The organism is Ewingella sp. AOP9-I1-14 (assembly GCF_052375995.1).
Classification (GTDB): Bacteria; Pseudomonadota; Gammaproteobacteria; order Enterobacterales; family Enterobacteriaceae; genus Ewingella; species Ewingella allii.
Genome location: NZ_JBQSVA010000001.1, coordinates 409,296 through 427,146 on the forward strand (window position 1 = coordinate 409,296; position 17,851 = coordinate 427,146).

A 17,851-nucleotide genomic window follows, 5' to 3' on the forward strand; every position below is an offset into this window, starting at 1 on the left:
GCCTACTTTTAACAGTAGACGTCTTGGTATTACTGTCCGCCACTCAACACGCGCGCAGGATCTATCCGGCTGGCTCGTCTCGCTGGATACCAACTGGCCAGCAGGCTCAGTACCAGTGCGGTAAACAGTACGCCCGCTACGTCAATCCAGTGTAGCTCCGACGGTAAAAAGTCGATGAAATAGATATCGCCTGACAGGAACTTATGCCCGGTGAAGCTCTGCAATGCATTAATGATGTTGGTCAGTTGGAAGGAGGCGATAACCCCCACCACCACGCCAACGATGCTGCCCACCAGCCCGGAAAGTAAACCGTACCAGATGAACACCGCGCGAATAAGCCCGTCTTTGGCACCCAGCGTGCGCAAAATCGCAATATCGCTACTTTTATCTTTTACCGCCATCACCAGCGTAGACACGATATTGAAACATGCCACTCCGATGACTAACACCATCGCCATATACATAATGGCGCGAACCATCTGAATATCGCGATACATGTAGCCGTAAGTGCCGATCCAGCTGCTGATGTAGACATAAGCGTGGGTCACTTCGCCCGCATCTCGCACCAGCTTTTGCGCGGCAAATACGTCATTAACTTTGATATCAATCCCGGTGACGCTGCTGCCCATTTCCTGATACTGCTGGGCATCCGCCAGCGGCACCATGGCAAAGCTGTGGTCCAGCTGGCCGCTGAGTTGCAAGATACCGGTGACGTGCAGGCGAATGCGCTTGGGCTGCAACAGCTTCATCTCAGGATCGCTGTTCGGCACCATCACGGTCACCCAGTCATCCTGTTTGACGCCAATGGCATCCGCCACGCCTTTACCCAAGATCAACTGCTGTTCACCGGCTTTGAAGTTTTTCCAGGCATCGCCCTGCACGAAGTTTGGCGCAGCGCTGACGCGTGATTCCTGCTGCGGATCCACCCCTTTCAGCTTGATGGCGCGCAGCTTAGCGCCGTGCTCAATCAGACCGTTAAATTCAATATAAGGGGCGGCGGCGGCAATGCCGGGCACTTTTTCTACGCGCTCCAGCACGCCCTGCCAGCCATTGAAAGGCTGATTAACCGGGCGAATTTCACCATGCGGCACCACGGCAAGAACGCGCTCTTTTAGCTCACGTTCAAAGCCGTTCATCGCACTTAGACCGACGATCAGCACTGCCACGCCAAGGGCGATACCCAGCGTGGAAATAACCGAAATCAGCGACACCATGCCGCTACGGCGACGCCCGCGACTAAAACGCAGGCCAATTAATAGAGAAAAGGGAATAGCTGACATTACTTCGCTCCCAGCAGGGTCGAGTCCTGTTGCAGCTTGCCGTCACGCATCTCCAGCTGGCGATTCATCCGTTTCGCCAGTTGCAGGTCATGGGTGACCACCAGAAACGCCGTGCCCTGACGGACATTCAGCTCGCCGAGCAGGTCGAAGATACTATCAGCGTTTTTCTGGTCGAGGTTACCGGTTGGCTCATCGGCCAGCACCAGCGACGGGCTGTTAACCAGCGCGCGGGCAATGGCGACGCGCTGACGCTCACCGCCGGACAGCTCGGACGGGCGGTGTTTGCTGCGGTGCTGTAAGCCCACTGCCGCCAGCATCGCCATGGCTTTCTCTTCCACTTCGGCCTTCTTGCCTTTGCCAATCAGCAGCGGCATGGCCACGTTTTCCAGCGCGGTGAAGTCCGGCAGCAGGTGGTGGAACTGATAGATAAAGCCCAGCTCGCGGTTACGCAGCTCGGCCTTGGCGGCAGAAGACATGGTGTTGAGCGAGGTGTTTTTGAATACCACGTCACCCGAGGTTGGAGAGTCTAGCCCGCCCAGCAGGTGCAGCAAGGTACTTTTACCCGATCCCGAACTGCCGACGATGGCCATCATTTCGCCCTGTTGAATGGCGAAAGAGACATCGCGCAGCACGTCGGTGTGCATTTTGCCTTCCTGATAGGTCTTACAGAGGTTTTCGCACTGCAATAAGATTCCGCCCTGCGACGATAAAATGTTACTCATAACGTAAAGCCTCTGCGGGTTGGGCGGCAGCTGCGCGCCACGAAGGGTAAAGCGTAGACAGTAGAGCGATGACCATGGCGACCAGCGCGATGACCACGACTTGCATAGGTTCGATATCGACCGGCAGTGAGCCGCCGTCCAGCATCAGGCCAAGAGCTGGCATAATGGTGTTGAGCTGGGTCGCCAGCACCACGCCAAGCACGGCACCGAGCAGCGCGCCGATGATCCCGGCACTCGCGCCCTGCACCATAAATAGCGCCATAATCTGGCGACGGGTCAGACCCTGAGTTTTCAGAATCGCCACTTCGCCCTGCTTCTCCATCACCAGCAGGCCGAGAGAAGTAATGATGTTAAACGCGGCGACTGCCACAATCAGGCTGAGCAGCAGGCCCATCATGTTCTTCTCCATGCGCACGGCCTGGAACAGCTCGCCGCGACGCTCGCGCCAATCTTTCCACTCGGTGCCCTGCGGCAAGGTTTGGGTGCTCAGGTTATCCACATCCAACGGCTGGTTGAGGTAAAGACGCCAGCCGGTCACGTTGCCTTTCGGATAGAGCATCAGGCGCGAGGCATCCTGCTGGTTAACCAGCATCTGGTAGCCATCTACTTCACTGTTCGCAGCAAAAGTGCCCGCCACGGTAAACAGGCGCTGGCTTGGAATGCGACCCATCGGCGTGAACTGGCTGACGCTGGTGACCATCAGGCGCAGCTGGTCGCCGCGTTTCACTTTCAACTGTTGTGCCAGCTGATCGCCAAGAATGATGTTGTACTGACCGGGTTGCAGCACCTGTTGATTGACCGCCACCATGTAGTTCGACAGCGGATCTTTTTCCTCAGGATTGACTCCGAGCATCACGCCAACGGCGACGCTACCCGGGCTTTGCAGCACCACATCGCCAGTGGTGAAAGGCACGGCGCGGTTGACGCCTTTCAGTCCGGCGACGGCGTCATGGTTGATTTTCTGCGGATCCAGCGAACCCTGTGCTGTGGTGACTAACGCCTGAGGCATCAGACCCAGAATGTTGTTTTCCAGATCCTTCTCAAAACCGTTCATGACCGACAAGACAGTGACCAGTGCCATCACCCCGAGGGTGATACCAATAGTAGAAAGCCAGGAGACAAACCGCCCAAAGCGGTCTGAAGCACGTCCGCGCATATAGCGCAGACCTATGAATAACGCGACAGGTTGATACATGACATCCGTATTAAGTGCGTGGCGAAGACAAAAGTTGTCAAGGATAATAAAGGCTCGCTTGGCTTTATGGAACCATAATACCTAAAGTAATCGGTTAAACCTTTAAGCTTTCTGCCCAAAATAATTCGGGTTGACCCCGATTAGGAGCACGTCGCAAGATACGCTCTGTAAATCAGGTCCCTATGGCCGCCGACAACGAGATAACAACACTGCCTATGCCTCAAGATCATCGTTATTCTTTGCCTGAACGCGCTGGTGACACCCGAGTTCTGGGCCAACTGACTGGCTCAGCCTGCGCGCTGGAATGTGCCGACATCAGCGAGCGCCATGCAGGTCCGGTGATGCTTATTGCGCCCGACATGCAAAATGCCCTGCGCCTGCGCGATGAAATTCAGCAGTTCACCGACCTGAAAGTGATCAATATTTCCGACTGGGAAACGCTGCCATACGACAGCTTCTCGCCGCATCAGGAGATAATCTCCTCGCGCCTTTCCAGCCTGTACCAGCTGCCGACCCTCGAACGCGGCATCATTATTCTGCCGGTCAACACGCTGATGCAGCGGGTTTGCCCGCACGAATTCTTGCACGGCCACGCACTGGTGATGAAGAAAGGCCAGCAGCTCTCCCGCGACAAACTGCGCGCCCAGCTCGAACAGGCGGGGTATCGCAGCGTCGATCAGGTGATGGAGCACGGCGAATTCGCCACCCGCGGCGCCCTGCTCGACCTCTACCCGATGGGCAGCGACGAGCCTTATCGCATCGACTTCTTTGATGATGAAATCGACAGTCTGCGCGTGTTCGACGTCGATACCCAGCGCACGCTAAGCGAAGTGGAGCAGATTAACCTGCTGCCGGCGCACGAATTCCCGACCGACAAAAACGCCATCGAGCTGTTCCGCAGCCAGTGGCGCGAAAAGTTCGAAGTGCGCCGCGACGCTGAGCACGTTTATCAGCAAGTCAGCAAAGGCACCTTCCCGGCGGGGATCGAGTACTGGCAGCCGCTGTTCTTCAGCCAGCCTTTAAGCACGCTGTTTAGCTATCTGCCAAAAAACACCCTGCTGCTGAATACCGGCGATTTAGAAGGCGCAGCCGAGCGTTTCTGGCTCGACGCCAACCAGCGCTACGAGAGCCGCCGCGTTGACCCAATGCGCCCGCTGCTCGAGCCTGAAGCCCTGTGGCTGCGGGTGGATTCCCTGTTTAGCGAGCTGAAAGCGTGGCCGCGCATTCAGTTAAAAACGGAAGAGTTGCCGAAGAAAGCCGCCAATACCAACCTGAGCTATCAGGCCCTGCCGGACTTGTCGGTTCAGCCGCAAAACAAAGCGCCGCTGGACAATTTGCGCCGCTTTAATGAGTCGTTCAGCGGCAGTCTGGTGTTCTCGGTTGAAAGCGAGGGACGCCGCGAAACACTGCAAGACCTGCTGGCCCGTATCAAGCTTAACCCGACGCTGATCACCCGCATTGAGCAGGCCGCCACGGCGGGCCGCTACATTATGATTGGCGCCTGCGAACGCGGTTTCCTCGACAGCGACAAACAGCTGGCGCTGATTTGCGAAAGCGATCTGCTGGGCGAACGCGTCGCCCGCCGCCGTCAGGACAGCCGCCGCGCCATCAACACCGACACGCTGATCCGCAACCTCGCCGAGCTGCGCCCCGGCCAGCCGGTGGTGCATATGGAGCACGGCGTCGGTCGCTATCAGGGCCTAACTACGCTGGAAACTGGCGGTTTCACCGCCGAATACCTGATCCTGACCTATTCGGGCGAAGACAAGCTGTACGTGCCGGTTTCCTCCCTGCACATGATCAGCCGCTACGCCGGTGGCGCGGATGAAAGCGCCCCGCTGCACAAACTGGGTGGCGAAGCCTGGTCGAAAGCACGACAAAAAGCCGCCGAGAAAGTGCGCGACGTCGCCGCAGAGCTGTTGGATATCTACGCCCAGCGCGAAGCCAAAAGCGGTTTTGCCTTCAAGCATGACAAGGAGCAATACCAGCTGTTCTGCCAGAGCTTCCCGTTCGAAACCACGCCAGATCAGGCGCAGGCTATCAACGCCGTGCTCACCGACATGACCCAGCCGCTGGCGATGGACCGTCTGGTGTGTGGCGACGTCGGCTTCGGCAAGACTGAAGTGGCGATGCGCGCCGCGTTTCTGGCGGTATCGAATAACAAGCAGGTGGCGGTGCTGGTGCCAACTACCCTGCTGGCGCAGCAGCACTTCGACAACTTCCGCGACCGCTTTGCCAATTGGCCGATTCGCATTGAGATGATGTCGCGATTTCGCAGCGCCAAAGAGCAAAACGCGGTGCTGGAGCAGGCGGTGGACGGCAAGGTGGATATCATCATCGGCACCCACAAGCTGTTGCAGAGCGATTTGCACTGGAAAGACCTCGGCCTGCTGATTGTCGACGAAGAGCACCGTTTCGGCGTGCGCCACAAAGAGCGAATTAAGGCGATGCGCGCCGATGTGGACATCCTGACGCTGACCGCCACCCCTATCCCACGTACGCTGAATATGGCGATGAGCGGCATGCGCGACCTGTCGATTATCGCCACGCCACCGGCGCGCCGTCTAGCGGTGAAAACCTTCGTGCGCGAGTACGATAGTCTGGTGGTTCGCGAGGCGATTCTGCGCGAAGTGCTGCGTGGCGGGCAGGTTTACTACCTGTACAACGATGTTGAAAACATTGAAAAAGCCGCCGACCGGCTGGCCGAGCTAGTGCCGGAAGCGCGCATTGCTATTGGCCACGGCCAGATGCGCGAACGCGACCTTGAACGGGTGATGAACGACTTCCACCACCAGCGTTTTAACGTGCTGGTCTGTACCACCATCATCGAAACCGGTATCGATATTCCGAGCGCCAACACCATTATCATTGAGCGCGCCGACCATCTCGGCCTGGCGCAGCTGCACCAGCTGCGCGGTCGCGTCGGCCGTTCGCACCATCAGGCCTATGCCTACCTGCTGACGCCGCCGCCAAAAGCCATGTCTACCGACGCGCACAAGCGTCTGGAAGCCATTGCGTCACTGGAAGATCTTGGTGCAGGCTTCGCGCTGGCGACCCATGATTTGGAAATTCGCGGGGCCGGTGAGCTGCTGGGTGAAGGCCAAAGCGGCCAGATGACCAGCATCGGCTTCACGCTGTACATGGAGTTGTTGGAGAACGCCGTCGAGGCGCTGAAAGAGGGCCGCGAGCCGTCGCTGGAAGATTTAACCACCAGCCAAACCGATGTCGAAATGCGCATGCCGGCCCTGCTGCCGGAGGATTTCATCCCTGACGTCAACACTCGCCTGTCGCTGTACAAACGCATCGCCAGCGCCCGTAGCGAAGGGGAAGTGGACGAGCTGCGCGTTGAGCTGATTGACCGTTTTGGCACCCTGCCGGACGGCGCGCGCAACCTGCTACACATCGCCGTGCTGCGCCTGAAGGCCAAAGAGCTGGGCATCAAGCGTATTGAGGGCAATGAGCGCGGCGGCTTTGTGGAGTTCAGCGAGAAGAACCGCGTCGATCCGGGCTATCTGATTGGCCTGTTGCAGAAACAGCCGCAGGTATATCGCCTCGACGGGCCGACCAAGCTGAAGTTCATGATTGACCTGACGGACCGGCCAAAGCGTTTGAAATTTGTTGATGATCTACTGGAAGCCTTTAGCGAGCATCTGGTTTAACCGCTAAAAGCTTCACCCAAAGCCTGTGTCAGCCAATGCTGCCACAGGCTTTTTTATGCCTTTCTCGGTGAACAACATCATCGGTCAAAACCCTTTTTTAAGAATTCATTTACACTAACCGTGTATTTTAGACTCCAGCCAGCAAACCAAGGGATTAGCAGTGATAGGGATAATTTTACTGGCTGCCGGTAGCGCCAGCCGCTTCCGCGCCGCCGGAGGCCAAGGTAATAAGCTCAACGCCAGCCTGCCGGGCAACACATCAAGCCTCTTCGCCACGACCTTACAGCAGGCGCTGACCAGCGGATTGCCGGTGCATGTCGTCACTCGCCCTGACAACCAACAGGTGCAGGCCGAATGCGCCAAGGCTGGCGTGACCACCACCCTGCTCGACAGCGCCGGAAGTGGCGACTCCATTGCCGCCGGGGTAAAGGCTACCCAGCACTGGTCCGGTTGGCTGGTGCATCTCGCCGACATGCCTTTCGTCCCCGCCGCCCTCTTCCTACGCGTCTCTCAGGCGTTGCAAAAGACTTGCACCGCGCGCCCTTACTGGCAAGAGCAGCCGGGCCATCCGGTCGGCTTTAGCAGCATGCTGCGTGACGAGCTGATGGCCCTGCGCGGCGACGCGGGCGCTCGCGAACTGCTGAAGAGATACCCCGCGTTGGCCATCGCCGCCGACGGCCCTACGACCTTCATCGATATCGATCTTCCCGCCCAGCTTGGTAACGCGCTTTAGACAGGAATTCTCATGCAACACCTTGATATTCAGGTTATTGAACGGGCAGGAGAATGGCTCCAGCAGCAGCCTGTGTGGCTGTGTACCGTGCTTACCACTTATGGATCTTCCCCGCGTGCACCCGGCGCGCTGATGGCAGCGACTCGCGATGGCTCCTACTGCGGCTCGCTCTCCGGTGGCTGCGTGGAAGATGATTTTTTACAGCGCATTGCCGAGGGCGAGTATCTGGCGGCCAGTCAGGTAATTCGCTATGGCGAAGGGGGCATGACGCCCAATGTCGCCCTGCCCTGCGGCGGCTCGCTCGACGTGCTGGTAGAGTATCTTCCCGCCTCGGATTCAAGCCGAGAGTACCTGTCGCGCATGGCGCAGGCCCTGCGCGGGCACTACGCGCTGAATAAAACCCTGACGCTGCCGCAGGCTTGCGACCATCTGGCGCTGACCGGCTACCACAGCCACACCAAGGTCAGCCGACAGGGCAATAATATTCAGCTACATATTGCCGCCGCGCCGCGCCTGCTGATCGCCGGATTATCCAGCGTGGCCCTTTACTGCGCCGATTTCGCCTGCGCCTTGGGGTTCGAAGTGGTGGTGTGCGAATGCCGTGAAGAGGTGCTGGAGAACTTCGCCTCAATGCTGAAAGCCGATGTGAAGTTCGAACACAGCTTCCCGGCGAAATACCTTGAGGACCATGGCTGCCACGCCAATACCGCCATTGTGGCGCTGACCCATGACCCGCGAATGGACGATTTAACCCTGATGGAAGCCGTGAACACGCCAGCCTTTTATATTGGCGCCATGGGTTCACAGCTTAACAGCGCCCGCCGTCGGGAAAGGCTACGCAATATTGCACAATTCGCTCCTGAAGATTTCGAGCGGCTGCACGCCCCCGTCGGGTTAAATATCGGCAGTAAGACCCCGGCGGAGATAGCGCTGGCAGTGATGGCCGATATTGTGAAACACAAAAACGGCACGGCCTGAAAACAAAAAAGCCTGAAGCATTTGCCCCAGGCTTTTTTCTGCGTCGAACGGCGTGCTATTAGCTGCGGGTAAGCTGCAACTGGCCGCTTTTGTCCAACGGGATTTGCGTGCCTGGATCATGGTCCATACGCACTTTGCCTTGCTGGTTGCCGATTTTATAGGTCACGTCATAACCCAGCATTTTTTCTGACTTGTCGTAAACGGTGTTACAACGCTGCTGCTGAGTGGTGTAAGTGTCACCTTCCTGCATGCTGCTTTGGACTCGGTTACCGGCGTATCCGCCGCCCAGTGCGCCCGCGATGGTCGCAACATCACGACCGCGACCGCCACCAAACTGGTGACCCAGTACGCCACCGGCGACCGCACCCAGTACGGAACCGGCAATCTGATGCTCATCCTGCACAGGGCGTCTGTGGGTAACAGTCACGTTACGGCACTCCTGGCGTGGAGTTTTCAGCGTTTCTTTAATCGGCGTCGCGCTGAGCACTTGTGCATACTCTGGGCCAGATGAAAAAACATTCATACTTGCGACAGCTGCAATACCGAGCGCAGCCGCTACACCAATACCTACGCCAGCTAACATTGACTTGTTCACAGGACATCCTCCTGAAATGTTACCACGCATTTTGTCTCCCGCTGCCGGAGTGGCTGACGCTGTACGCCAGCGTCAAGAGACAGAACCTCAAAGGGCTAAGCCGCTAGGTTGAGGGATCGGCGTGCGTGAATCGCCGTCTGTAAACAATGCAAAGTCTGCACAATGTTTCCTATTCCGACAATAAGACTCAGGGATGAAAAGGGCGGGTTTATAAGGCAGAAATGCTTGTTTAGGAGAATTCTTAGCTAGCGAAGGGATTTATATAACATCTTATGCTGAATTGAACCGACTGGCTGGCAAAAAGAAAAAAGCCTGTTAATACAGGCTTTTTGATTCATCAGTGCTTAAGGCCGTGCCCTACAGCATTAATGCAATTTCAGGCGCGGGCGAATCACTTTGTTTATGCCGCCCACCAGCATCATTAGGCCGGTTTTGGTGTAGCCGTGCAACGCTATCTGGTGCATACGATACAGAGAAACATACACGATACGCGCCAGACGCCCTTCGACCATCATCGAGCCTTTCATTAGGTTGCCCATCAGGCTGCCGACGGTGCTAAAGCGCGACAGGGAGACCAACGAGCCGTGGTCTTTATAGACATAGTCTTTCAGGCTATGGCCGTTGCGCTGCGCCATGATGTTGTCGAAGCAGCGCGACGCCATCTGGTGAGCAGACTGCGCGCGAGGAGGCACGAAGCCGCCGCTCTTTTGCGGGCATGACGCGCAGTCGCCGATGGCGAAGATGTTCGGGTCGCGAGTGGTTTGCAGCGTTGGCTCAACCACCAGCTGGTTGATACGGTTGGTTTCCAGCCCGGCGATATCTTTCATAAAGTCCGGTGCTTTGATCCCCGCCGCCCATACCATCAGGTCAGCGTCGATAAACTCGCCGTCTTTAGTGTTCAAGCCATTGGCATCGGCACTGGTGACCATGGTTTTGGTCAGCACGCGCACGCCAATCTTGGTGAGTTCCTGATGCGCCGCCGCAGAAATGCGCGGTGGCAGTGCAGGAAGAATACGCTCGCCCGCTTCCACCAGCGTGACGTTAAGCGCCTGATTATCCAGACCTTCAAAGCCATAGCTGTGCAGCTGTTTCACCGCGTTATGCAGCTCGGCGGACAGCTCAACGCCGGTCGCCCCGCCGCCGACAATGGCGATATTCACCTTCTTCTGCTTGTCAGGGTTTGCAGAGAATTTGAGGAACAAATTGAGCATTTCGTTGTGGAAACGGTGTGCCTGATGCGGGTTGTCCAAGAAGATGCAGTTCTCTTTGACGCCCGGCGTGCCGAAGTCGTTTGAGGTACTGCCCAGCGCCATGACCAAAGTGTCATAGGCGATATCACGCGCTGGCACCAGCACTTCGCCGTTCTTCTCGTCGCGGATCTCAGCCAGCTGTAGGGTCTGAGCCTCGCGATCGATATTGATCAGAGAACCAATCTGGAAGTTAAAACCGTGATTCCGCGCATGGGCCAGATAGCTCAGGGCATCCACGCCGTCATCCAGACTGCCGGTTGCTACTTCATGCAGCAAAGGTTTCCATAAATGGCTGTGGTTGCGATCCACTAAGATGATTTCGGCTTTCTTCTTACGGCCCAGTTTATGGCCTAGGCTTGTCGCCAGCTCCAATCCACCCGCTCCGCCGCCAATAATGACAATTTTCTTCATAGTAGCAGTCAAATGACCCCCTCAAATGTGAACCAATTGTTATCTAAGAGTAAAATTAATATCCTTAGATTACATAGGGTTGGCTTAAGTTAATTCGGTATCTTTCCCGAGAATAACACGCGTGGTGATTTGGTCATACCAAAATTGACCTACATCAATTTAAATTCATTTGGCTAATTTTAGTTACGAAAATGGCACGGCTTTTGACCGTTTTTAATCAGGGAGTTAGCGCGCAGAAAGGCGAGAAAAAAGTCCTGCCTCAGTGGCAAGTTTAGGGGAGTTTGGTCAGGCAAAAAGTAAAAAAACGGCCGCAAATGTTATTCGCTGGCCGTTTTTTTGTTACTCGTCGAAAACTCAGGCGAGGTTTTTGAAGGCTTTGATGCGTTGCAGGTGTGGCGAGATGTCTTTGAATTTGTGGCCCTGCTTGTCGTCCCAGACAATCTCATAGTAATGGTGCAGCGCGCTGGCGCTTTCATTGCTATCGAGCACGCCATCCTCGCGGGATAAAATCACCAGACAGCGATCGCGGTTTTTCTCGCGAAAATCGCTGACGCACTTGGTGGCGATGTCCAGATACTCTTCCGGGCGGTCGATTTTGCCGGTCATATTATCCTGCGGCGCAAGGTTCGGGTTGAACATCACCTGACGAATCCCGCACAGGAAGCCGATACGCTCGGCCCAGAAACCGCCCAGACCTACGCCGCAAATCAGCGCCCGCTGGTCTTCCGATTGCTGAATGGCTTTATCCACTTCTTTTAACAAATGCTGCATGTCGTGACGCGGATGCAGCGTGCTGTAGCTGATGAACCGAACGTCCGGGTCGATAAACTGGAGTTGCAGCACCTTTTCATGGTTGCCGGGGCTGGTTGAGTCAAAGCCATGCAAATAAATGATCATCGTTTTCCTCGTCCTGACTGTGCGTTGATTAGATTAGCGAGCCGACTGCTTATGCTCCTGCCAGCGGGCATCCAGCGCGGTGAGCTCGCGATTGGACTGCTGCCAGCGGCTGGAATTTAGCAGGTCGCGGCGTGCATCTTTCCCACTGTACTTGCCCCGATGGTACAGGCCAGCCACCTTGTCTGCTTTGACCGGAGACAGGTTATCTAACACGCTCACGGCTCCCTGACGGTTGTTGCAAACCAAAATCATGTCGCACCCGGCATCCAGCGACGCCTGTCCGCGCTCGGCATAGCTGCCCATGATCGCCGCCCCTTCCATCGACAGGTCGTCGGAGAAGATAACGCCGTTGAAGCCCAGCTCCTGACGCAAAATCTGCTGCAACCAGTAAGGCGAACCACTCGCCGGACGCGGGTCAGCTTGAGTATAGATAACGTGAGCGGGCATCACCGCATCGAGCAGCTTTTTCTCGTTGAGCTGGCGGAAAATCGCCATGTCGTGTTCGCGGATGACTGACAGCGGGCGGTCGTCGCGCGGCGTCTCTTTGTGCGAGTCAGCACTCACCGCGCCATGGCCGGGGAAGTGTTTGCCGGTGACTTTCATCCCCGCGCTGTGCATGCCGAGAATGAACTGTTCAGCCATCTCCAGCGCTTTTTGCGGTTCGGCGTGGAATGAGCGCTCGCCGATTGCCGCGCTGATGTGACCGATATCCAGCACCGGCGCGAAGCTGATATCAATGTCCATGGCAATCATCTCCGACGCCATCAGCCAGCCCGCTTCCTGCGCCAGACGTTTGCCTTCTTGCAGCTCGTTGATTTCAGCAAAAGACTGCGCGGCGGGAATGCGCGTAAAGCCTTCGCGGAAACGCTGCACTCGGCCACCCTCTTGGTCGACCGCCAGCACCAGACGCTCTCTGGATGCTTCACGTATTTGGCGGATCAGCTCGTGCAGCTGGTCCACGTCATGGTAGTTACGGCTAAACAGAATCAGGCCGCCAACCAGCGGATGTTGCAAAATCTCGCGCTCTTCAGCATCCAGCTCATAGCCGGCAACGTCTAACATTACTGGGCCCACGTCGTTTCTCCTTTATTTATTATGCTTGCTACCGGGCATGGCGCTGGTGAATAGGCTCTCACGCAGCGGCTGCGCCCAGTCTGTAAATAGCCGATCGCCGGTCTGCTGCCAGCGAACTTCAAACCACATCAACATTAAGTACTCTACCCACGGCGTCCAGCGGCGAATTTGCTGCTGTAGACGCCGGGTAGCTTTATTGCCGCCATAGCCGCCAGCGGCAGCATAAGCTTGTAGAAAATATTGCTGCTGCTCGCCGCTCCAGCCGTTGCCGCGAAACAGCGCCGCCAGCTCTAAGGCGACGTCGCCGTCGGCGGCGTACTCCCAGTCAATCAGCCGTAGCCCCTGCTCACCGTCCACCAAATTGCCGGGGTGAATGTCCATATGCATCACCGCCAGCTTCAATGGCTGTGGCTCGGGCTGGCGCATAAAGCGCTGGTGCAGGCGCAGCCATTCGGGAGTCAGGCGCGAACGGTCAATTTGTTGCCAATAGCGGGAAAATTGCTGGTGCAGTTGCAGCCGATGCCCACTGGGCGGCAGCCGCTGTAGCTCGACCACGCGCTGACTTAGCCTGTCCAGATTATGCCGGTGAGAGAAGAAGTCTGGCTCGCAGGGTTGGCCGCTGAGCCATGTCACCACCAGCCACGGCGGGGAAATTAGCCGAGTTTGCGGCGCAATATTCAGTGCCGCAACATGGCGCAGCAGAGCCTGCTCGCGGCGGCGATTCACTCCCAGCGCGGCCTTGTCAGCCGACTGCATGCGCGCCAACAGCGTTTGGCCCACCGTCTCGATTTTCCAGCTTTCGCCCGTCAGCCCCGTCACCGGACTTAAATGACAACCGGCGGAAAAGACCGCCGGAAGTTGTTGTGCTAAGCGCTGCTCGAGTGAGGCCTTAATGCTGGACGGCACCGTTGCCCGACCACACAATTTCGCCACTCGGCACGGTCATCATCTGCATTTTCAGCGTCGGTGACTTCACGTCGCCAGTCACCGTGCTGTAGAGCACGTACTGGGCGTTGACATAGCGCGCCAGGCCAATGGCCTTGCTGCGCGACCCCAGACTGTCGTCAACCGACAGGCCTAACGCCTGCTTGGCGCTGGCTAACTGGGTATCAGGAACCACCTGGAATTTGTTATTGGTGGCCAGCGCATTGTGTAGCGCCGCCGTGGCGTTGGCTACCTGCAGAGATCCGTTAGTGCTGTTTTTCACGCTGTCGAGCAGCAGCACGCTACCCGCCTGAACGCCATCGGCCTGCAGCATTTTCGCTACCATCGGTTGAACGCTGGCATTCCAATTAATGGTCTGCTCTTTCGGCGGCTGCGGCACGGTTTCTGGCGGCGGCGGCACTTCAGTTTGCGGTTTCTCTGGCTCAACCGGGGTGACTGGCGCGGTTGGCTGCTCAGGCTGCTGCTGCTGTTTGTTTGGCAAGGTACAACCACCGAGGATCAGGGCGGCAAAGGCCACCATGAGGAAATACTTTTTCATCAACCTACTCCGTAGAGGAAATTAAAGGTAGAGGTGAACACGCACCCTGTAGGCATCAAGATTGCCATTCAGGGAGGAGATGGTGAGATCGCTATTGGCCGGAACGGTAATGGTTCTGGCTTCGGCAATAGGGAGTAAATCCAGCCCCTGCTTGTCATACCAATAGAAACGATAGTGCAAGGTCACGGCGTGAGGCTGGCTGTTGCTCAGCACGCTGCTGGCTTGTTTACGCCCACCGACTTCGGAAATAGACGGCGAGCTTGGGATGATCCCCGCCGTCAGCACCGGCGATTCCATGATGACGGTCTGCTGATTGTTTAGTGCAATATGCGGGTCACTGCTACAACCCATCAGTAATACAACGGGTAACAACGCCATCAAAAAACGCATGGTACTTCCTTTTGACAAAGGGCTTTATGAAAACAAAGCGTTATGGACGCACCAACATCGGGCCAAGCTTACGGCCGCCAACCAGGTGCATATGAATGTGATAAACCTCCTGACCACCATCGCGATTGCAGTTCACAATCAGGCGATAACCGTTTTCAGCGATGCCCTCCTGCTCGGCAATTTTAGCCGCGACGGTCATCATGCGGCCCAGCGCGGCTTCATGCTCGGTCGTCACGTCATTCATGGTCGGGATTAACACGTTAGGAATGATCAGGATATGGTTGGGTGCCTGAGGAGCGATGTCGCGAAACGCGGTGACTAACTCATCTTGATAAACCACGTCCGCAGGGATCTCACGGCGGATAATTTTGCTGAAAATTGTCTCTTCGGCCATCTTGCCACTCCTTATCTTAGTCAAAAGCAATGCCACCAGTATGAGTGACAATTTCTATTCCTTTCAACCTGATTACGCTTTTTAAACCTCAATTGGCTTAGAAAGCGCCATCCCTAGCCCGAAATGCCGTTTTGCCCGATAACAGACATGAAAAAAGGAGGCCGAGGCCTCCTTTTCTACTCCTGCTCACCGCTAATCCGTGGATTAGTTGTTGCGCATGTATTCGTCCATATCCGTTTTCAGGTTATCAGACTTAGTACCGAAGATTGCCTGAACGCCCGAACCCGCGACGACCACGCCTGCTGCACCCAGTTTCTTCAGGCCAGCCTGATCCACTTTGGAGACATCAGCCACGCTAACGCGCAGACGGGTGATGCAAGCATCAAGGTTAGTGATGTTCTCTTTACCACCGAACGCCTGAACCAGAGAAGCGGACATTTCTGAGCCACCCTGAGCAGATTGTTCGCTGCTGCTCTCTTCGCGACCTGGTGTTTTCAGGTTCAGTTTCACAATCAGGAAACGGAAGATGCTGTAGTAAACGATGGCATAGATGATACCCACCACTGGGAACAGCCAGATACGGCTGCTGTTGCCGCTCAGCACGATGAAGTCAATCAGACCGTGTGAGAAGCTGGTACCGTCACGCATACCCAACAGGATACAGATTGGGAAGGCCAGACCTGCCAGAATCGCGTGGATTGCGTACAGGATTGGTGCCACGAACATGAAGGAGAATTCGATTGGCTCGGTGATACCGGTCAAGAATGAAGTCAGCGCAGCGGAGATCATGATGCCGCCAACTTTAGCGCGGTTTTCAGGTTTCGCTGAGTGCCAGATAGCGATCGCAGCCGCTGGCAGACCATACATTTTGAACAGGAAGCCACCAGACAGTTTGCCCGCAGTTGGGTCACCCGCCATGTAGCGAGGGATGTCACCGTGGAACACCTGACCGGCTGAGTTCACGTATTCACCGATTTGCATCTGGAATGGAACGTTCCAGATATGGTGCAGACCGAACGGAACCAGAGCACGCTCAACCACGCCGTAGATGCCGAAAGCAACCACTGGGTTCTGGTAAGCCGCCCATTGGGAGAAGGTCTGGATAGCCGTACCCACTGGTGGCCAGATGAAGGACAGCACCACGCCCAGGAAGATAGCAGCCAGGCCGGAGATGATTGGGACAAAGCGTTTGCCCGCGAAGAAGCCCAGGTACTCAGGCAATTTGATGCGGTAGAAACGGTTGAACATGTAGGCTGCAATCGCACCTGCAATAATACCGCCGAGAACGCCGGTGTCTGCTAAGTGTTTAGCGGCAATTTCTTCCGCCGGTAAGTGCAGTACCAGTGGCGCAACCACTGCCATGGTTTTCACCATGATGCCATAGGCTACTACCGCCGCCAGTGCAGAAACACCGTCATTGTTAGTAAAGCCCAGTGCTACACCGATGGCGAAAATCAGCGGCATGTTGGCGAAGACTGAACCACCAGCTTCGGCCATAACGTGGGAAACGATCATTGGCAGCCAGCTGAAGTTTGCCGACCCGACGCCAAGCAGAATACCTGCGATTGGCAGTACGGATACTGGCAACATCAGCGATTTACCCACCTTTTGAAGGTTTGCAAACGCGTTCTTAAACATAATTGAGTGTGCTCCTGAGTAATGATGCTTTAGATACTTCTCACGGCGTCCGCTTATGTGAGTCCGCAAACTGCCGCGTTGCAAGGTTATGAAAACCCTTGACGTTCAGGGTGTCTAAGCACCCCTTTGAATTTTTACGAAGGGTAAAATAATTCCCTTTTTTAATGTTTGATGGCAGTCACGTTTTATTGAAAAAAGACGGCAAGCGCGTTTAAAAATGAGACATTCGTTAAAGAAAATCTCAAATTAGTCGCGTTAAGCAGCCTAAAACGGATGTGCACATTACCCGTTCAGGCCATTAATTACGAGCCGTAAAATAATTCCAGTGAATGTGACTGCTTTTTAAGGCTAGCTCAGGGAGGAAGTGTTGAGGTGAAAAAGGCGTGAAAAGTTGGCGGTTGTGGCTTCGGCCAGAGCGTCCAGACTCACCCCTTTCAATACGGCCATATACTCAGCCACGTCGCGAACATAGGCTGGCTGGTTCTCTTTACCACGGTGCGGAACCGGCGCCAGATAAGGCGAGTCGGTTTCAATCAGCAGGCGATCCAGCGGCACATAGCGAGCCACTTCGCGCAGCTGCTCGGCATTACGGAAAGTAACTATTCCTGAGAAGGAGATGTAAAAGCCCAGATCCAGTAAGAACTCCGCCGTCGGCAGGTCTTCCGTGAAGCAGTGCAGCACGCCGCCGCACTCACCGGCTTTCTCATCGCGCAGGATATCCAGCGTGTCCTGTCGTGCGTCGCGCGTATGCACAATCACCGGCTTGTTCAGCTCGCGGCCCACGCGGATGTGATGGCGGAAAGACTCTTGCTGCAAGGCAATCTGCTGCTCTTCTTTCTGGTAGAAGTAGTCGAGGCCCGTCTCACCCATGGCAACCACTTTCGGGTCCGCCGCCAGCTGGCTCAGCTCGTCGAAATCATAACCACCATCAATGTTCAATGGGTGTACGCCGCAGGAAAACGCCACTTCCGGGCGATCGCCAATCAGCTGGGTCATGGCACGGTAGCCCGGCAAAGTGGTCGCCACCGCCAGCATAAACTTCACGTCACGCTCACGGGCTTTTTCTACTACTGCATCCACGCCGCTGTGCAGCTCGTTGTAATCCAGACTGTCGAGATGACAATGGGAGTCGACTAAAAACATAATATTTAA

The 17,851-nt window shown here is 56.0% G+C and carries 16 protein-coding genes; 3 read left to right on the top strand and 13 right to left on the bottom strand.

The genetic code is table 11. The annotated features are described in order from the left end of the window. Positions 1 to 29: 29 nt before the first annotated feature. From lolE to lolC, 3 genes are read right to left on the bottom strand one after another with little or no spacing between them, the layout of a single operon-like run. Complete coding sequence (gene lolE, locus ACT3RT_RS01995; protein ID WP_353502531.1) at positions 30 to 1,280, bottom strand: lipoprotein-releasing ABC transporter permease subunit LolE; 1,251 nt, start codon at positions 1,278 to 1,280, stop codon at positions 30 to 32. After that, positions 1,280 to 2,002 carry a lipoprotein-releasing ABC transporter ATP-binding protein LolD gene (gene lolD, locus ACT3RT_RS02000; protein ID WP_034791345.1) on the bottom strand — a complete coding sequence of 241 codons (723 nt, stop codon included), beginning with the start codon at positions 2,000 to 2,002 and terminating at the stop codon, positions 1,280 to 1,282. Before lolD ends, lolE begins: the two co-directional genes overlap by 1 nt. Beyond that, positions 1,995 to 3,197 carry a lipoprotein-releasing ABC transporter permease subunit LolC gene (gene lolC / locus ACT3RT_RS02005; protein WP_353502532.1) on the bottom strand — a complete coding sequence of 401 codons (1,203 nt, stop codon included), beginning with the start codon at positions 3,195 to 3,197 and terminating at the stop codon, positions 1,995 to 1,997. Before lolC ends, lolD begins: the two co-directional genes overlap by 8 nt. 215 nt (positions 3,198 to 3,412) lie before the next feature. Here lolC and mfd point away from each other — a divergent pair, with 215 nt between their 5' ends. The 3 genes from mfd (at position 3,413) to ACT3RT_RS02020 (ending at position 8,567) form a co-directional block, all read left to right on the top strand. After that, the gene (gene mfd, locus ACT3RT_RS02010) at positions 3,413 to 6,856 is read left to right on the top strand and encodes a transcription-repair coupling factor (RefSeq protein WP_353503991.1); all 3,444 of its coding nucleotides are present in this window, start codon (positions 3,413 to 3,415) and stop codon (positions 6,854 to 6,856) included. 160 nt (positions 6,857 to 7,016) lie between these two features. Continuing rightward, positions 7,017 to 7,589 carry a nucleotidyltransferase family protein gene (locus ACT3RT_RS02015; protein ID WP_485901201.1) on the top strand — a complete coding sequence of 191 codons (573 nt, stop codon included), beginning with the start codon at positions 7,017 to 7,019 and terminating at the stop codon, positions 7,587 to 7,589. 12 nt (positions 7,590 to 7,601) lie between these two features. After that, complete coding sequence (locus tag ACT3RT_RS02020; RefSeq protein WP_485901203.1) at positions 7,602 to 8,567, top strand: XdhC family protein; 966 nt, start codon at positions 7,602 to 7,604, stop codon at positions 8,565 to 8,567. Positions 8,568 to 8,625: 58 nt separating this feature from the next. On the opposite strand, the gene ACT3RT_RS02025 is transcribed toward ACT3RT_RS02020, so the two are convergent. The 10 genes from ACT3RT_RS02025 to ACT3RT_RS02070 form a co-directional block, all read right to left on the bottom strand. Beyond that, the gene (locus ACT3RT_RS02025; protein ID WP_034791349.1) at positions 8,626 to 9,162 is read right to left on the bottom strand and encodes a glycine zipper 2TM domain-containing protein; all 537 of its coding nucleotides are present in this window, start codon (positions 9,160 to 9,162) and stop codon (positions 8,626 to 8,628) included. 365 nt (positions 9,163 to 9,527) lie between these two features. Then, positions 9,528 to 10,835 (bottom strand): NAD(P)/FAD-dependent oxidoreductase, encoded by a 1,308-nt coding sequence (locus ACT3RT_RS02030; protein ID WP_353502535.1) that lies wholly within the window; start codon positions 10,833 to 10,835, stop codon positions 9,528 to 9,530. 342 nt (positions 10,836 to 11,177) lie between these two features. Next, the gene (gene ycfP / locus ACT3RT_RS02035; protein ID WP_486033220.1) at positions 11,178 to 11,720 is read right to left on the bottom strand and encodes an alpha/beta hydrolase YcfP; all 543 of its coding nucleotides are present in this window, start codon (positions 11,718 to 11,720) and stop codon (positions 11,178 to 11,180) included. Between the two features lie 33 nt (positions 11,721 to 11,753). Then, a complete protein-coding gene (nagZ, locus tag ACT3RT_RS02040) occupies positions 11,754 to 12,794 on the bottom strand; it encodes a beta-N-acetylhexosaminidase (protein WP_496202420.1) in 1,041 nt (346 codons plus the stop codon). A gap of 12 nt (positions 12,795 to 12,806) precedes the next feature. Continuing rightward, positions 12,807 to 13,727, bottom strand: coding sequence for a phosphotransferase (locus tag ACT3RT_RS02045; RefSeq protein ID WP_496202421.1), 921 nt, complete (start codon positions 13,725 to 13,727; stop codon positions 12,807 to 12,809). Next, on the bottom strand, positions 13,684 to 14,277 hold the full coding sequence (gene lpoB / locus ACT3RT_RS02050; protein WP_353502539.1) for a penicillin-binding protein activator LpoB: 594 nt from the start codon (positions 14,275 to 14,277) through the stop codon (positions 13,684 to 13,686). Before lpoB ends, ACT3RT_RS02045 begins: the two co-directional genes overlap by 44 nt. A 21-nt stretch (positions 14,278 to 14,298) precedes the next feature. Further along, complete coding sequence (locus tag ACT3RT_RS02055) at positions 14,299 to 14,667, bottom strand: YcfL family putative periplasmic lipoprotein (protein ID WP_353502540.1); 369 nt, start codon at positions 14,665 to 14,667, stop codon at positions 14,299 to 14,301. Between the two features lie 40 nt (positions 14,668 to 14,707). Next, positions 14,708 to 15,061, bottom strand: a complete 354-nt coding sequence (gene hinT, locus ACT3RT_RS02060; RefSeq protein ID WP_353502541.1) for a purine nucleoside phosphoramidase — start codon at positions 15,059 to 15,061, stop codon at positions 14,708 to 14,710. Positions 15,062 to 15,265: 204 nt separating this feature from the next. Beyond that, on the bottom strand, positions 15,266 to 16,699 hold the full coding sequence (gene ptsG, locus ACT3RT_RS02065) for a PTS glucose transporter subunit IIBC (protein ID WP_353502542.1): 1,434 nt from the start codon (positions 16,697 to 16,699) through the stop codon (positions 15,266 to 15,268). A 348-nt stretch (positions 16,700 to 17,047) separates the two neighbouring features. Then, positions 17,048 to 17,842 carry a metal-dependent hydrolase gene (locus ACT3RT_RS02070; RefSeq protein ID WP_496202422.1) on the bottom strand — a complete coding sequence of 265 codons (795 nt, stop codon included), beginning with the start codon at positions 17,840 to 17,842 and terminating at the stop codon, positions 17,048 to 17,050. Between the last annotated feature and the right edge of the window lie 9 nt (positions 17,843 to 17,851).